This is a genomic window from Alteromonas lipotrueae (assembly GCF_019249255.1).
Lineage (GTDB): Bacteria > Pseudomonadota > Gammaproteobacteria > Enterobacterales > Alteromonadaceae > Alteromonas > Alteromonas lipotrueae.
On the sequence record NZ_JAESDJ010000003.1, the window covers coordinates 271,361 to 287,966 of the forward strand.

A 16,606-nucleotide genomic window follows, 5' to 3' on the forward strand; every position below is an offset into this window, starting at 1 on the left:
CCTACCCGTGGTTAACGTTTTATTATTTTGGGTAACGCGCTTTGCGCATGGCTCTTTCAACTAGTCGCTGAGAGCTTTGAAGTGCTTGGTCTACCGTCATGCGGCCGGTTAGTGCTGCACTAAACTGCTGACCAACTGCTGTTCCTATGCCTTGAAACTCAGGGATAGCAACAAACTGGACACCCACATAAGGCACTGGTTCTACCGTGGGATTTTTTGGATCTGCAGAGTTGATAGAATCAAGGGTAATTTGCGCAAAAGGTGCCGAATTCATGTACTCAGGGTTTTCGTAAAGCGACGCTCGCGTACCTGGAGGTACATTCGCCCAGCCTTTCTTTTCAGCCACTAATGCAGAGTATTCTTTTGAGGTAGCCCAGCTGATGAACTTCATCGCTGCATCGCTCTTCTTACTGCTAGAAGGAATAGCTAATGTCCATGCCCACAACCAATTTCCGCGTTTACCTAGGCCGTTATCCGGTGCTAGTGCGAAGCCAACTTTATCGGCAACTTCAGAATCTTTCTCGTTTGTCACAAAACCGCCTGCAACGGTTGCATCAATCCAAATACCGCATTTACCAGTTTGAAACAGTGCTAGGTTTTCATTAAAGCCGTTCGCTGATGAACCTGGAGGGCCGTATTTCTCCATTACATCAACATAGTATTCTAAGGTGTCTTTCCATGCTTTGGAGTCAAACTGAGGCTTCCAGTTTTCATCGAACCAGCGGGCGCCAAACGAGTTAGACATAGACGTTAGCAATGCAATATTTTCGCCCCAGCCCGCTTTACCACGAAGACAAATACCGTAAACACCAGCTTCTTTGTCGGTCATTGCTTCGGCTGCTTCACGGATAAATTTCCATGTAGGTGCTTTTGGCATTTCAAGACCGGCTTGGGCCATTAAGTCAGTGCGGTACATCACCATTGAGCTTTCGCCGTAAAACGGTGCTGCATAGAGTTTGTTATCTACTGACAGGCCGCTACGAATAGCAGGCAGTAAATCTTCTACGTCATAATCAGCGCCAAGGCCATCAAGCTCTTCCAACCAGCCTTGGTTACCCCAGATAGGTACTTCATAAGTACCGATAGTCATGACATCGTACTGGCCGCCGCCAGTGGCTACGTCGGTAGTGACACGTTGGCGTAGAATGTTTTCTTCAAGCGTTACCCACTTTAAATCAATACCTGGGTTTTTCTCTTCAAAGTCGCTACTCAGTTCTTTCATGGCAATCATGTCGCCATTATTTACCGTTGCGATGGTAATAGTTTCAGCTTGCGCCGCCGTGGTTATCACCAATGCACTGGCAATCACTAAAGATAATTTTCTCAACATCGGGTAGTTCCCCTTTAGGTTTTGAAGGGTATGACTTCCTCCTCCCCTTCATTTTCGATGGGGATAAAAGTCATACTCGTTTCATTACTTAATGTTTTGGTTGGTTTGAAAGCGTCAACGTTTTAGATAAAACCGCTGACGCTGTTGAACGTTTATTAAATTAGAACTTCACTGAAATTTCAGACGTGATGCCGTCGAAGCCAGTGCCAATTTGACCGCCTGAGTTAACGCCTTCATCTTGATTAACGTATTCTACTTTCCACAAGGTTCTGTCGTTAATCCAGTAACCTGCTGATACCTGTAAGCGGGTTACATCGTTATCAGTTTGTTCAATAAGGTCAGAGGTATTTTCTGACTCTGCGTAACGTGCAGCTACGTAAAGCTTCTCAGGAAGAATATATTGCTGGGCTTCTAGCGCCCAGTACTGCACCGATGAATCGCCTTCAATCACTTGGTTTGAATCAAAGGTTGTACCGGTTGGGTCTAACACGCCACCGGTACCAAAGTAAGTAATACCCGCCACCGCGTTACCATCGGAATCGGCAAAGGTGTAGTCGTCAGACGCTTTACCCAACATCACAATAACACTCGTTTGATCAGACGGTTGGTAAGCTAAGTTCAATTGCATAATTGACTGGTTCAAGCCTGGCAGTGCACCGACATGGGTGTCACGCTCACTAGATGCAGAGGCTGAAAAGTTATAGTTTTCGCCATCGCCGAAACGATAGTTAGTGGTCGTAACGCCATCAAGGCTTGCTACACCATCAGCGAATACAAGCTGGTCGCCCTGATTAGCTTGAAAAACGTTTAAGCCGGCTTTGAACCCCCCTTTAAACTCAAGGGTACCTTGCAACCGATAGTTGTAGCCTCGGTCTTCTTGGAACGCTTCGCCGAAGCTAGACGTAGTCATGTGACCCGCCACGTTGTATGAACGAAGAATGCCGCTGTCAAAGGTTTCGGTGTAGCTCAACTGAATACCGTTTTCAGCTGTGGCGTAGTCGTTAATTCCATTTCCAATTAACGCGTTACCTTGGTTGTCAGCGCCATCTTGGAATCCTTTGAACTGAAAAGGAGATGCGCCAATGTTACCTACACGCAAAATAAGGCTTGAATTCTCTTTTTGATAACCCGTAAGGCCAAACATATCAAACTCGATGCCAGCGAAATCTTGGTGGAACGAGAAGTCTCTGTCGCCATTATTACCAAAGTCATTAGGTTCTTCAGCAATATCAATATCAGCAGTGATGTTGTCGGTAATTTTAAACTTGAACATCAAGTTAACGCGCAAACGGCCAAAACCATCTGACTGAGTCTCATCCTCTGGGCGAAACGCGCCGTCTTTTGCTTGAATAGCCTGATAGTTCTGCATAGCGAGAAAATTAACTTGAACACGACCATCTAGAAACTCATTAGGTTCACTCGGCGGCACATACATAGGTTTTGCTTCGCTTAATTCCTGAGCCACTACAAGTGACGGCGCCATGGCAGCCATAATCGCTGATGCCAGTACGCTTAACCCTGCAATTTTAAAATTAGATCGAGAAGTCGCTTGTTGAAGCTGGTTATTTTCTAACATGGTGAACCCTCAAGTTTCTATGTTCGGTTTTATAAAGTGATTGGAATTTTCATCAGACTCGTGTCTGCGCATATTCTCTGTTCGCTATGAGCAAAAACCGTTGGGACAAATCAAATCGGTCATACGCTCAACATTGGGGCATATGACCATTTTTAAAATTTAACGTCAACAACTTTTTTAACAAATAGTTTTCATTTATATTTCAAATAAAAATAAACCATTTAAATTCAATTGGATAACAAAATAAAATCCAGATTACATTTACACTTAATGTAAACACTACCAATTAAGCTAAAATGAAAAACGACTGAATTTTGTTATTGAAAGTGCATATTTAGAAAGGAAAACAAAGAGCAAAAGATAACAATGCTAGCAATAAACCAAATTAGATCTTAAACTTTTGACCGTAATAGAGGATATTTTCGAAAGGTTTTTTTTAGGTGCATAATATTATGGTAGGACGAGGGTGAAGAACGACATCATGATTTAGACCATGAACGACACCATGCTATTTTGAAATTGAACTAGGTTTTGTAACGGGCTTTCCGGCAGGCGTTCTGTTTGGCTTCTGCCTAGGTGACAACTACTCGAATCAACGTAGAACAGCCGCAATAACTCTATTGCGCCCCGCATCTTTTGCTTTGTATAAGGCGTTATCTGCACGTCTGAATGCGTGAACGATATCGGTAGCGTTTTTACATATTGTCCAACCTATACAAGCGCCAATTTTTAAACCGCTAAGCTGCTGAAGGCTCAATGCATTAATTTGCGTGTGAATATCGGCTAGCGTATCGCTAAAACGCTGTTCACTTACGTTTTGTTGAATGATGGCAAACTCTTCACCACCAAATCTACCAGCGATACATTGCTCACTATTCAAAGGTCGCAGTATATTCGCTATTTCAATCAATACCGTATCACCTGCATCATGCCCAAAGGTGTCGTTTATATTTTTAAAATGATCTAGGTCTATCAGTGCCACAGCAATATGATGATTATCCGCCTCGGATGAAAAGCTGGCGTCTACGAATAAGTCGATGCTTCTTCGGTTTGGTAAGTTCGTTAACCCATCGTTAGCAGCCAGCTTTTTTAGCATCTCATTTGATGCGCGTAATGCTTTTGTCCGCTCTTGAATTAATGCTTCAAGTTTCGACGCCTGCTCGCTTTTTAATAATGCGTTGGCCTTCTCGGTATCTCGCTCTTTTTGAACAATCTTCACGAACAGCCGAGACGCTAATATCACCATGAACATGCACGTGATCAATACACCAACCATGAACGTGGTGATGGGTTCTAATTGAAGGTCAATACCGAAAAGGGCTATAAGCACGAGTGAAAAGGCACTTAATACTACAGGAAAAACTGTCACCGCCAGCCACTTGGCCCTGTCGGAACCATTTTTGTGTTCTTTGTAAATAACAAAGCTTGCGAAAATAACAAAGGGAAACAGTAAAATAACGGGTAAACGTAACGCTTCATCTAACCCTATGTAGTGCCATACCAGCAAGCCGAGAATAGGCAAGATTAACCCGCAAACGTTAGCAAACCTCAAGCCATACACAGTCCTATTCGGGCGCTTCAAACTAGAAAAAACGGTCCATCCTGCCGTTAATACCACGGCGTAAATACTCCCTGCATAAGTGATATCATTTAACTGGGGCGTGTTTGGCCATAAAATTTCAAACGCGTAACCAAATACCCTAAAAAACCAAAATGATGTGGCAAAGATAAAAGCGGCGAAACTCAAAAATGCCACCTTTCTAGTAATAGTAAAAACAACCAAACTAAGAATGGTTAGTATCGACATAGCCCCGAAAAATGTCATATCACGCTGCAGCGTGTCGACATACATTTTGTTCACCTTTTCGGGGGTGGCAACAAAAAAGTTATAGCGCAGTATTTTACCTTCCATATAACCATAGATTTGCATTTTATCTTGGGCGGGAAGAATGAACGGGAAATGGTAGTTAGGTACCAGCACTTCTCGGCTTGAAAATCGCAACGCGTCGCCGGTTATCCATGTGTTGGTGCCATCTGACACGTACAGATGCTCAATCGAAGGAAAAGTGATAGAAAACCAAAGGGGAACGGGCTGATTAAGTGCATTTTCAATGGTCACCCGAAAGTGCAAATATTGATGGGGTTCGCGGCTTATTTTACTCTCGTCATCTACCCATAATTCGTTTCCTACTAGGGTATCACCATCAGCAACTGCAAATTCTATCTGCCCAGCTAAATCGTACTCTAACGCCTTATCTTCAAATAAAGCAGTGCTATAGCAAGCTGTACTTTGCACGATAAAAAACAGTGCGAAAAGCATAGGCATAAGCCTAACCATGTAAGATCCTTATACAAACAACACACACTTTAAAATAATAATATAGGTGTGTTTAATACCTCAGATACATCAATAATCATCACGTCCGTCATGAAATAAACCTATTTCTGCAACATTAAAAGTATATCACTAAAGGTTTGCTTTCAAACGCTGATTTCACATATCAAAATGCGTGGCCACAATGTTTTACACCTAGTTTGGTGTCTACTTCTAGTGAACTGTAGAAATACTTTTATGCGCTTCGGTGATCTCCCAGCTTTGCTTTCAAACCACCTAGGCTATATAACACCTGAGATGTTTCGGCCTCACTTCCTAAAGAAGTCGCATTTTTTAAAGCCGCTTGATATGCCGTTATTGCACCTTCGTAGTCACCTGAGCACCCAATGCTAGCCCAATATAGCTCGTTACAATACTCAAGCTTTTCTTATCATTTAAAGCATAGAAAATACGCTCTCCACGAAGGTAGTCATTTAAGGCCAATGGGTAGTCGGACAAATTGTAATAGGAATAACCTAGCTGTGTGTAAACATAATAAGCCGGTTGTTCAAGTTGCCCCTATAAATGTCCACGTAGATACTTCGCTTAACTGTGATGAAGTATCAGCTAGTCGCACTGCAGTGAACCACCTCGTTTCTCTGGGGCATACCAAGATAGGTATTGTGAACGACTTAGTTGGCCATGCTGCTGGTGAATGGCGTTATCAGGGCTATTGTGAGGCAACCCATTCGCGAACTGGGTTTTAGAGCCGCAAAAAAACTTATTGAAGAGCAAGTACTTAAACGCCATGAACCACAACAATACACTTTAGATTGTGAGCTTATTATCCGAAGTTCATGTGGTCCATTGCTGTAATTTAACCGCACAAAAAAGCCGGGCGATTTCTCGACCCGGCCGACAAAACGGGAATGTATTTAATCTACTTCAATCTCGCCTTCTTCAATTGCTACTATTCTGCGTGCTTCTACATAGGTTTTAATAGCCCATAATGTCTCTTGATCTAAAATAGGCTCTGATTGTCCCTCGGGTATACCCCCTAATGCAGGCATGCCTTTTGATGAACCAAAACGAAGTCGCTCAACGTACCATTCATCGTCTTCCATACTTTCTGGATCGAGCAAACGCAAATCGGGGTTTATGCCACCTGACTGCGCATGCAAGCCATGACATACGGCGCAGTTATTAGAATAGGCTGACTCACCAAATTCATACACTTTTTTGTGTGTCTCTTGGTCTAAATTACGATAAGGGTTTTCAAACACCCAGCCATCTTCAGACTCATCACCATCGGTAATTTTTTGCATTTCAGAGCTGTCAGCGCCTTGTGGCGTCACGTTGCCATGTGCAGCTAACTTGTGGGCCGTTAGGGCCAGAAAAAGCGTTGTAATTAAAAGGGATACTTTAACTTTCATCATTCATACATCCTCGGAAGCTGATGAAAAAATTATACTTAATGTGATAATTGCGGTAACTCTACTTTGGTTTTGAAAGGCTCCTCCTTTGGGAGGATAAAGAGGAAATCAAACATAAAAAAGCCGATACCTTTAACAGTATCGGCTTCAATTGTACTTATAGGTGGTTAGTTTTTAGCTACTTGCTCGTAGCGTTTAGGTAACTTAAATGTCCATACCGTGCCACCTTGGTTAAGGTGTTTAACCCGCTTAGCTACTTCACCGCCCCATAAAGGTACTGCGCCGCCCCAGCCAGATAGCACAGACACATATTGCTCGCCTTCCATCTCCCAAGTTACAGGTGAACCTACAATGCCTGAGCCTGTTTGGAACTTATAAACCATCTCTCCGGTTTTATCGTCAAAGGCCATTAAGTAGCCTTCTGGATTCCCTGTCCAGACCAACCCGCCGCCAGTGGTCATCACCCCACCCCACAGCGGCGCAAAGTTATTATAACGCCACACTTCTTCACCAGTTTTAGGGTCTATGGCGCGAAGTACACCAATATAGTCTTCATTGACGGATTTGATGGTAAACCCAGCACCTAGGTAAGCTGCGCCCTTTTTATACGAGGTGGTTTCGTTCCAAATATCCATTTCCCATTCATTGGAAGGTACGTAAAACAAACCTGTATCAGGTGAATACGCCATTGGCATCCAGTTTTTTCCACCTAAGAAAGCAGGACGAGCTACAACCTGTGCACCTTTCTTACCGTCGTCCGACAATGATGGGTTACCTGGGCGAACATCTTCAATATATAGCGGTCGTCCATTTTCATCTAAGCCTTTGGCCCACGTTAATTTATCTACAAATGGAAAGCCTCGGATGAAATCTCCATCCTCACGGTTCAATACATAAAAGAAACCATTTCTATCGGCTGTTGCAGCGGCTTTCACTGTTTTGCCAGACTCTTCATAGTCAAAGGATATAAGCTCGTTTACACCATCAAAGTCCCATCCATCGTGAGGCGTGGTTTGAAAGTGCCATACAATTTTGCCGGTTTTAGGGTCAATTGCTAAACGAGATGAAGAGAAGTAGTTATCGCCGGGGCGAAGGTGTGAGTTCCACGGTGATGGGTTACCTGTACCAAAAAATAACAGTCCTGTATCAGCATCATAAGTGCCGCCTAGCCAAGTTGCAGCGCCGCCAGTTTTCCATAAATCTGCAGGCCAAGTTTTACCCGCCTCGCCGCCAGAAATACCATTCTCGGTTTTTTTGCCGTCTTTCCACATATACCCCATGTGGCCTTCAACGGTAGGTCTAACCCACACTTGCTTGCCAGTTTTGGCGTCAAAGGCATATACCTTGCCCACAACACCAAACTCGCCGCCCGAATTCCCTGTGATCACCATGCCATCAATAATAATAGGCGCGGCAGTAATAGAATATCCGGCCTTGTAATCTTCTACCTTTTTCTTCCACACGGTTTTGCCCGTGTCTTTATCAAGTGCGACTAATTTGGCATCCAAAGTACCGAATATAACCAGGTTGTCGTAAAGGGCAACGCCACGATTAATTACATCACAGCAAGGCATAATGCCATCGGGCAAACGGGCTTCGTACTGCCATAACTCTTCACCAGTCATAGCATTAATGGCCCAAACTCGAGAGTAAGAGCCCGTGACATACATAACGCCATCTTTCACCATAGGCTGAGACTCTTGGCCCCGCTGCTTTTCGCCGCCAAGTGAAAATGCCCAAACTGGGCGAATTTCTTCGATAGTGTCTTTGTTAATTGCAGATAGTGGGCTGTATCGCTGGGCGCGCAACCCCATGCCATACGATACGATATCGTCAGTAGTGGCTTGGTCGTTTTGTATATCTTTGTCGGTCACGTTAGCTTGAACGGGGGAGATTGCCCCCGCACAAACCAATAAAGCTAAGGCAATTCTTTTTAATGGTAGTGGTTTATTCATAACGTTTCCTAATTGCGTATTGGCCATGAATGGATCTGACTTGCAGACTATTCGATAGAATTAGAATAGCGGTGCCCGATGGGCGTGCCTATGGAACGGCTGAGTGAATTGTCCCCTCCTTTAGGAGGAGGAATTAATAGGAAGCATGCCCAAAGCACTTGAGCAATTTGAGGAACTAGAGCTCGATTGCATAGTAAGCAGGCATTTCATAGGTGGCATGATACTGACTGAAAATCTGCGCCATTTTTTCGGTCTGTACCATCTCGGTAATTACATCACCAACTTCATACGCGAGGGTTCGGTAGTCGTTATGTACCGCAATACCTAAATCCCACTTCTGCTTCCCTATCAAGGGGAACGCATTACTAGCAAGCTTAAATTTCGCGTTATCAACAAATTGAGACAAATAACTGATTTGTGTTCGAAGCCCCATTACCGCATCAACATCACCTTTTTTCATGGCATCAATGGCGAGCTCATTACTGACATATTGCGTTGTGTTATCTCGTAACCTTCCGCCAAAGGCCGAGGTGAGGTAAAAATGAGGAATACTGTCAATTTCAGCGCCAATCTTATGGTATTGAAACACCGCCATGGTCTCTACCTCTGGCAATTGTTCTGTGTTGTGAATTATCTGCCAACTTTCTTGTTGATACGGTGCGAACATGTGAACTAACTCATTCGCTAGCAGGCCAATATCGTCCCGTTTTTGGGAAAAAGAACGGTCGTAGGGAGCACGCATCATTAAGTCAGCTTTTACTTTGTGAATAATGTGCCCTTTCCATAAAAAATTACGAAAATCATCTTCCGTCGTTTCTCCCGGGGTCATCCAAGTTAACACTAGTTCAACATTGAATTTAGCAGCAATTTCTTTAGCTATATCAACATCTATTCCTTTCGCTGAACCCGCTTCCATGTACGAGTAAGGTGGATAATCAATATAAACCGCGATATTAATCTTCTTACTTTCGACAATGTCATCAAAAGACCGAGCAAAAACACTGGCACTTAATACACTCAAGCTTAAAAGTATGAAGGGAATAAAATAAAAGGTCCGCAAACAAGTCACTACGAGAAACTCTCTTGACGCTAAGTACTTTCAATACTAATGCGCAGACAGGCATTCACGAATGCTACTTTAGCGCCATAGCATTCCTCCTTTAGGAGGATGTTATTCGGGAATAATGCCATATACCCTTTTTGTATCGCGACTGACAAAAGGCACACTTTCAAAAAAGAAGTGTGAATAGAAGTGTGAGAAAAGCCCTTCGCTGGTTCATGGAAAAAGTAAAAGTACGGATAGGAGTATCAATCCTATTGATAAGCGTATCGGCCTTGCATGCCAATGTTCATGCCCAATCTGGGATTCAGTCTGAAAGTAAATATGGAGGGCAAGCTGAAACCCAACCTAGCGCTACGAACATTGTTTATATTAAGGTGGAACGCCCTACCCCCGCAGGGACGCCTTCGTATTTAATCCGCCCTAATGACGAAGGAATTGCGGGTGCCGAAATTGGCATTGAAGATGCCAATATTACGGGAAAATTTTTGGGCTATTCACTATCGCTTGCCCACCAAGGCGCTTTTGACTCAGCGGCTACCGATGTGATTGCCAATACCTCTGTGGTGCTTATCGATAGCCCAGACGCTCAATATGAACAAGCCGTTCGTTCGGTGGTGTCTATTAACCCCAGCGCATTAGTGGTGAATGTAGCCAGTGGCAAGGATGCATTTCGCCAACAGCACTGCGAACTTAACGTACTACACACCTACCCTAGCTACCAAATGAAAACCGATGCGCTGGGTCAATGGCTTAGAACTAAGCGTTTGAGCTCGGTATTAACCTTGCGCGGCACCCATGAAAGTGATCAGGCTTACTTAAACGCGTTTTTACGTACCGCGAAGAAGTTTAAGTTAAATATTGTTGAAGAGAAAATATGGCAGGCAAGTTTTGACTTACGACGCTCTGCATTTTCTGAAATTCCCCTTTTTACTCGAACTAAGAAACCTTACGACGCTATTTTTTCTGCCGACACCCAAGGTCAGTATGCCTACAGCTTACCCTTTAATACCCACCTTATTGTGCCCATTATGGGGTCGGCAGGTTTGAAACCATTAGGGTGGCATTTTACTCATGAGCAATGGGGCGCAAGGCAGCTGCAAAATCGTTTTAAGGAAAAGTTTTCGCGCAATATGAATGACGTAGACTTTGCTGCTTATGCAGCCATTATCGCCATATCGACCGCATTGCAGCGAAGTGAAAACAATGATTCTGATACCCATGAGCCTGTTACAGGTACAAAATTATTTAACGCATTAGTAGATGACCAACTCAGTATTGCAGCGTACAAGGGTAGGCAACTCACCTTTAGAATAGGCACCCGCCAACTTCGCCAGCCTATCGCGTTAGCACACGAAGAAGCGCTAGTGATCCACGCCCCCCTGCCTGGCTTTTTACACCAACGCGATGAACTAGACACCCTAGGTGATGCCACCACTACTTGTAAGGACGCCCTATGAGAACGCAATTTGTAGTTATTAGTATTTGGTTACTCGGTTTATGGGCCACTAGTCTGAGTGTAAGTGCTATGCCACAGGCATATGTGACGAATGAAAAAGACAATACGCTTTCAATTATTGATATGAATACATTTGAAGTCACCGATACGCTAGACATTGGTGAGCGTCCAAGGGGCTTTATATTAAGCGCTGACCAAGCCCATGCTTACATTTGCGCATCAGACTCTGATCGCATTCAAATTATCGATTTAGACACCCATACTATTGTTGGCGACTTGCCGTCAGGTGAGGATCCTGAAACCATAGCCCTTCACCCCAATGGCACTACCATTTACACCGCCAATGAAGATGATGCCCTGCTCACCGTTATTGATATTCCCACCAGCCAAGTAATTGCACAAATAGATGTTGGGGTTGAACCTGAAGGGTTAGCGGTAAGCCATGACGGCCGCATGATGGTTGTTACTTCAGAAACAACAAACATGGTGCACTGGATAGACACCAACACCCACGAGAACATTGCCAATAGCTTAGTAGACGCCCGCCCGCGAGACGCACACTTTACTGCTGACGATAAGTACCTTTGGGTAAGTTCTGAAATTGGCGGCACAGTCACTCTATTTGATACTCAAACTAAACAAAAAGTACATACCTTGTCTTTTGCAGTTAAAGGCGTGTACCGCGACAAAATACAACCCGTTGGTATATTGCTGATGAAAAACTCCCCTTACGCGTTTGTCGCCCTAGGCCCCGCAAATCGTGTTGCTGTGGTAAACACTAATACGTTTGAAGTAGAGAAATACATAGTCGTAGGTAGGCGCGTGTGGCAATTAGCGTTTAACCAAGACCAGTCATTACTACTCACAACAAACGGGGTAAGCGGCGACGTGTCGGTTATTAATACTGAAACTCTCGATGTTGAAAAAACGATTAAGGTCGGTCGTTACCCATGGGGAATTGCCGTTAAATGGAAATAGATATCCAAGGGATTACTCACGCTTACGGCAAAGTAACAGCCCTTGATGAAATTTCACTGACCCTTAAACCGGGCTTTAATATTTTACTTGGTCCTAATGGTGCAGGTAAAAGTAGCCTATTTGGGTTGCTCACAGGGTTACAACCAATTGGCCAAGGAAATATTTTATTTAATGGCAAGCCGATAACAAAAAACCGCGCTTCGATTATGAAAAATCTCGGCGTGGTGTTTCAGCAAAGCACGCTAGATATCGACCTTACCGTAAAGCAAAACTTAGCCTATTTTGCCTCGCTTCACGGCCTCGCCCCAGACAAGTCAATTTCACGCATTAATAACTTATTAACTGAACTTGACCTGAGTGACCGCCTAGATACCAAGATACGCCATTTAAATGGTGGCCATAGACGCCGTGTTGAGTTAGCAAGATGCCTTATTCACCAACCTAGCGCCTTATTACTTGATGAACCCACTGTAGGGTTAGATATTGCCTCTCGGCAGTTAATTCATTCGGTGGTTCATGACTTAGCGCTGAGACAGGGAGTGACTGTGCTGTGGGCTACTCACCTATTTGAAGAGGTATCGCCCACTGATCCCCTCGCCATATTACTAAATGGACGACTAGTAGAAAGAGATATTTGTTCGGCATTGCTTGATAAACATCAGGTCTTAGATATTCATCAGCTATGGGAGGCACTTACTCATGCAAACTAATACCCATACCCTCTATAAGTGCAAGCAAATTACACAGACTAAGGTTCAGGCATGATGTACTGGCGCTGTTTTATGGGTGTATTAACCCGAGAAATGTTGAAATTTTGGCAACAGCGCTCGCGATTGTTGAGTGCTTTAGTTCGCCCGCTATTGTGGCTGTTCGTATTTGCAGCGGGGTTTCGTTCGGCGCTAGGGCTTTCTATGATCCCGCCATACGAGACTTACATTCTGTATGAGGAATACATTGTGCCGGGGTTAGCCGCCATGATTGTATTGTTTAACAGTATGCAAAGTTCGCTGTCTATGGTTTACGACCGAGAAATGGGTAGCATGAAGGTACTACTAATGAGCCCAGTACCCCGTTCATTTTTGCTATGTAGTAAATTGGTGGCTAACACGCTGGTATCAGCAATACAGGTTTATTTATTCTTTTGCTTTGCGTTACTTGTTGACGTGAAATTACCCTTAATAGGTTATGTCTACGCGCTTCCAATCATTGCATTACTGTCTATTTTTCTTGGCTCGCTGGGCTTATTGCTGGCGAATTCCATTAAGCAATTAGAGAACTTTGCTGGTGTGATGAACTTCGTTATCTTTCCAATGTTTTTCCTTTCAAGTGCGCTTTATCCATTGTGGAAAATGCAAGAAGCAAGCGAATGGCTGTATCAAGTATGCGCCTTTAATCCGTTTACCAGTGGCGTTGAGCTACTGCGCTTTGGGTTGTATGAAAAGCTTGCAGCAAATGAGCTAATGATTGTACTTGTGCTCACTCTTATTACCTTTACCTTCGCCGTAAGAAGCTTTAGGCCAAAACCTGCTGCTAGCTTTTCAATTAACAGCGCTGGAAACAAGGGAGCTGGAAATAAGGAGACTGGAATTAAAGGGATTGGAAATAAGAGCTATGGGAAAAAACAGCGCCTAAAAGCAAACCAACAAGGGCGCCCATGACAAACGTAACATTAGCACCTCACAGCAACTTACACGAAGTAGTCGCCGATTGCGTAATATGGCTTTGCTCACCCACTGATATACACCCCACAATTCAAAAAATGCCACATAGTACTCAAGCATTCATTCAGCAGATATTCAACGATGAAGAATTTGTAGGCTCGCAAGGCCAAAAGGTGTTACTTCACCGGCCTATAGAGACGGCGGCAAAACAATGGCTTATATGGGGAGTGGGTAATTTAGAAGAGAATATCAACCTCAGCTTTGATCATCCGTCGGCTTGTCACGGCACACGTAAGCTATTTGTTGATATGTTTAAGTACGCCCTTTCGTTAAAGGCGGCAACGATCACTTTGGTACTGCCTTGTAAAACGACTTACAGTACTATCAACCACACTACTTCCCACACTATGCAAAGCGCAAGTAGGCAGAGAAAGCTAGATATAACACTTGTTAGCCAATTATTGCGGGCATTTCATTTTTGTTGCTACCAGTTTACAGGATATAAATCCTCCCCTCACTTGTCATCTAACGAGATGCCTAGCTTAAGCATACAAGTACCATCAACAGACGTGGCATCTAAAGTGGCTCTAGATGAGGCATCATATGTCGGTTCTGAGCTAGCTTCCGGTGCTCCCTCAAACGCACTACTAGCCTGCATTAATTATGAGACAGCGCTGGCAAAAGGTATGAGGTTAGCGCGAGATTTATCTCACATGCCAGCGAATTTATGTACCCCCGCTTATTTGGCCGACCAAGCGACAATACTCGCGGATACGTATCCTACAATTACTACCGAGATTATCGACCAAGATACATTGGAAGCACTAGGCATGAATGCGTATTTAGCGGTTAATCGCGCATCAGCATTCCCTGCTTCTATGCCGGTAATTCATTATTCAGGTAATGTTCTCACAAATGAAGGTGGCGATGGTGGCAACGACAATGGGAAAAACGCCAAGCCTATAGTCTTAATAGGTAAAGGAGTTACATTTGATTCCGGTGGCATTACCCTAAAACGAGGTAATGATATGCACCACATGATTTACGACATGGCGGGGGCAGCTTGCGTACTCGGTGTGATTAAAACCGCAGCCGAACTAGACTTGAATATTAATATTATTGGAATATTGGCTACCGCTGAAAACAGTATTGGCGGTAATGCATACCGGCCCGGCGATATCATCACTACTCATTCAAAACAAACCGTTGAAGTTATAAGCACTGATGCAGAGGGGCGAATGCTAATGTGTGATGCGTTAAGTTACAGTGAGCGTTTCGCCCCCCACTCTGTCATAGATATAGCAACCCTAACCGGTGCTGCTATAACGGCGTTAGGCCACAAGTGCAGCGGCGTAATGAGTAATTCCCGCTCGCTAGAACAAGCGCTGATTAAGGCTGGTGAACACGCCCAAGATCCAATTTGGCCATTCCCATTATGGCCTGAATATCAAGACGCTATAGCCTCTTCTCATGCCGATATGACAAACGCAGGGAAAAACTCGCCAGGTATGATTACCGCAGGCTGCTTTTTGTCTCGCTTCGCTAAGCGTTTTCCTTGGGCTCATATGGACGTGGCTGGTACCGCATTTAAATATGGTACTGCTAATTCGGCTACCGGCCGCCCTATTCCTTTGCTGCTGGCCTATTTGCAACGGCTAGCCACTGCCCAAACATCATCATGATTCATGGTAATTCTCCTCCTTTAGAAGGATATCTGTTAACAGATAATCAACATATACTCATATTGAACTCACCCAAAAAGACAGAGGAAATGACGATGTGGACTAAACCTCAATACACTGAAATGCGCCTAGGTTTTGAAGTAACGCTATATATCAGCAACCGTTAGACCTAAGCCATCGTGATAAGTAATCAAAAGGCTGCTATTGCAGCCTTTTTCAAATACCCAAGGAGTAGTTATGCAGGTATTGATTCTTGGCGCAGGCGCAGGCGGCGGGTTCCCTCAATGGAATTGTCATTGCGAAAATTGCAAAGGCGCACGTCAGCACACCATTAAAACAACCCCCCGCACCCAATCGAGCATTGCGGTAAGTGTCGACGGGAGTAAATGGGTATTAATTAATGCCTCTCCCGATTTACGGGAACAAATAAATAACCATCCTCAGCTTTGGCCTGAAGAGCACGTTGCCCGAGGCACACGTATTTCATCTATAGTGCTTACCGACAGCCAAATAGACCATACCACCGGCTTGCTTACGCTAAGAGAAGGGTTACCGCTTCCTGTGTACTGTACCGATGTGGTAAACGAAGATTTAACCACCAGCTTTCCTTTGTTTACTGTACTGAAACACTGGCACGGCGGCCTTCAGCAACGCTCAATTAGCACCGACTTTACCGATACCTTTGTGCCTGAAGGCGCAGAGGGGCTTATATTCCAACCTGTAGTGCTAGAGTCAAACGCGCCCCCCTATTCTACTTATCGCGACAACATTGTTCCGGGCAATAATATTGGCCTTAAAATTACCGATACTCAAACAGGGCACGTTCTTTTTTATGCGCCAGGGTGTATGCAAGCCAACGACACCGTGAAGCAGGTTATGGCCGACGCAGAGTGCGTGCTTTTCGATGGCACCTTATGGGTGAACGAAGAAATGATTGATCATGGCTTTAGTCAAAAGTTAGGTACCCAAATGGGGCATATGCCAGTGAACGGTGAAAATGGTGCTATCGCACTGCTCAATCGCTTTGACGTTAAGCGCAAGGTGCTGATCCATATTAACAACACTAACCCCGTGCTTAATGAAGATTCATCAGCTTTCCATGCATTACAAGAGCAGAACATTGAGCTGGCTTACGATGGCATGCAAATAGAGGTGTAA

General features: G+C 44.2%; 14 protein-coding genes. 8 read left to right on the forward strand and 6 right to left on the reverse strand.

Features of this window, described 5'->3' with window-relative positions:
* Nucleotides 1–22: 22 nt before the first annotated feature.
* The 3 genes from KYS23_RS06500 to KYS23_RS06510 form a co-directional block, all read right to left on the reverse strand.
* Nucleotides 23–1,330, reverse strand: coding sequence for an ABC transporter substrate-binding protein (locus KYS23_RS06500; protein ID WP_218418244.1), 1,308 nt, complete (start codon nucleotides 1,328–1,330; stop codon nucleotides 23–25).
* Nucleotides 1,331–1,490: 160 nt separating this feature from the next.
* Nucleotides 1,491–2,822 (reverse strand): hypothetical protein, encoded by a 1,332-nt coding sequence (locus KYS23_RS06505; protein WP_218397804.1) that lies wholly within the window; start codon nucleotides 2,820–2,822, stop codon nucleotides 1,491–1,493.
* A gap of 676 nt (nucleotides 2,823–3,498) precedes the next feature.
* Nucleotides 3,499–5,244, reverse strand: a complete 1,746-nt coding sequence (locus tag KYS23_RS06510; RefSeq protein WP_218418245.1) for a diguanylate cyclase — start codon at nucleotides 5,242–5,244, stop codon at nucleotides 3,499–3,501.
* 518 nt (nucleotides 5,245–5,762) lie between these two features.
* Here KYS23_RS06510 and KYS23_RS06515 point away from each other — a divergent pair.
* Nucleotides 5,763–5,987, forward strand: a complete 225-nt coding sequence (locus tag KYS23_RS06515; protein WP_218418246.1) for a type 1 periplasmic-binding domain-containing protein — start codon at nucleotides 5,763–5,765, stop codon at nucleotides 5,985–5,987.
* Nucleotides 5,988–6,155: 168 nt separating this feature from the next.
* On the opposite strand, the gene pedF is transcribed toward KYS23_RS06515, so the two are convergent.
* The 3 genes from pedF to KYS23_RS06530 all read right to left on the reverse strand — a co-directional run bounded on the left by pedF (nucleotide 6,156) and on the right by KYS23_RS06530 (nucleotide 9,677).
* Nucleotides 6,156–6,656, reverse strand: coding sequence for a cytochrome c-550 PedF (gene pedF / locus KYS23_RS06520; protein ID WP_232370683.1), 501 nt, complete (start codon nucleotides 6,654–6,656; stop codon nucleotides 6,156–6,158).
* Between the two features lie 164 nt (nucleotides 6,657–6,820).
* On the reverse strand, nucleotides 6,821–8,608 hold the full coding sequence (locus tag KYS23_RS06525) for a PQQ-dependent methanol/ethanol family dehydrogenase (RefSeq protein WP_159533085.1): 1,788 nt from the start codon (nucleotides 8,606–8,608) through the stop codon (nucleotides 6,821–6,823).
* 175 nt (nucleotides 8,609–8,783) lie between these two features.
* Nucleotides 8,784–9,677, reverse strand: coding sequence for a substrate-binding periplasmic protein (locus KYS23_RS06530; protein ID WP_218418247.1), 894 nt, complete (start codon nucleotides 9,675–9,677; stop codon nucleotides 8,784–8,786).
* Nucleotides 9,678–9,850: 173 nt separating this feature from the next.
* Here KYS23_RS06530 and KYS23_RS06535 point away from each other — a divergent pair, with 173 nt between their 5' ends.
* From KYS23_RS06535 to pqqB, 7 genes are all read left to right on the forward strand, one after another.
* Nucleotides 9,851–11,128, forward strand: coding sequence for a type 1 periplasmic-binding domain-containing protein (locus tag KYS23_RS06535; protein WP_338081860.1), 1,278 nt, complete (start codon nucleotides 9,851–9,853; stop codon nucleotides 11,126–11,128).
* Nucleotides 11,125–12,105 (forward strand): PQQ-dependent catabolism-associated beta-propeller protein, encoded by a 981-nt coding sequence (locus tag KYS23_RS06540; protein WP_218418248.1) that lies wholly within the window; start codon nucleotides 11,125–11,127, stop codon nucleotides 12,103–12,105. Before KYS23_RS06535 ends, KYS23_RS06540 begins: the two co-directional genes overlap by 4 nt.
* Nucleotides 12,096–12,815 carry an ATP-binding cassette domain-containing protein gene (locus KYS23_RS06545; RefSeq protein ID WP_218418249.1) on the forward strand — a complete coding sequence of 240 codons (720 nt, stop codon included), beginning with the start codon at nucleotides 12,096–12,098 and terminating at the stop codon, nucleotides 12,813–12,815. The genes KYS23_RS06540 and KYS23_RS06545 overlap by 10 nt, the downstream gene beginning before the upstream one ends.
* 54 nt (nucleotides 12,816–12,869) lie before the next feature.
* Nucleotides 12,870–13,763, forward strand: a complete 894-nt coding sequence (locus tag KYS23_RS06550) for an ABC transporter permease (RefSeq protein WP_218397807.1) — start codon at nucleotides 12,870–12,872, stop codon at nucleotides 13,761–13,763.
* Nucleotides 13,760–15,448, forward strand: coding sequence for a leucyl aminopeptidase (locus KYS23_RS06555; protein WP_159533093.1), 1,689 nt, complete (start codon nucleotides 13,760–13,762; stop codon nucleotides 15,446–15,448). Before KYS23_RS06550 ends, KYS23_RS06555 begins: the two co-directional genes overlap by 4 nt.
* A gap of 95 nt (nucleotides 15,449–15,543) precedes the next feature.
* On the forward strand, nucleotides 15,544–15,615 hold the full coding sequence (gene pqqA / locus KYS23_RS06560; RefSeq protein WP_073324441.1) for a pyrroloquinoline quinone precursor peptide PqqA: 72 nt from the start codon (nucleotides 15,544–15,546) through the stop codon (nucleotides 15,613–15,615).
* Between the two features lie 70 nt (nucleotides 15,616–15,685).
* A complete protein-coding gene (gene pqqB / locus KYS23_RS06565; RefSeq protein ID WP_159533095.1) occupies nucleotides 15,686–16,606 on the forward strand; it encodes a pyrroloquinoline quinone biosynthesis protein PqqB in 921 nt (306 codons plus the stop codon).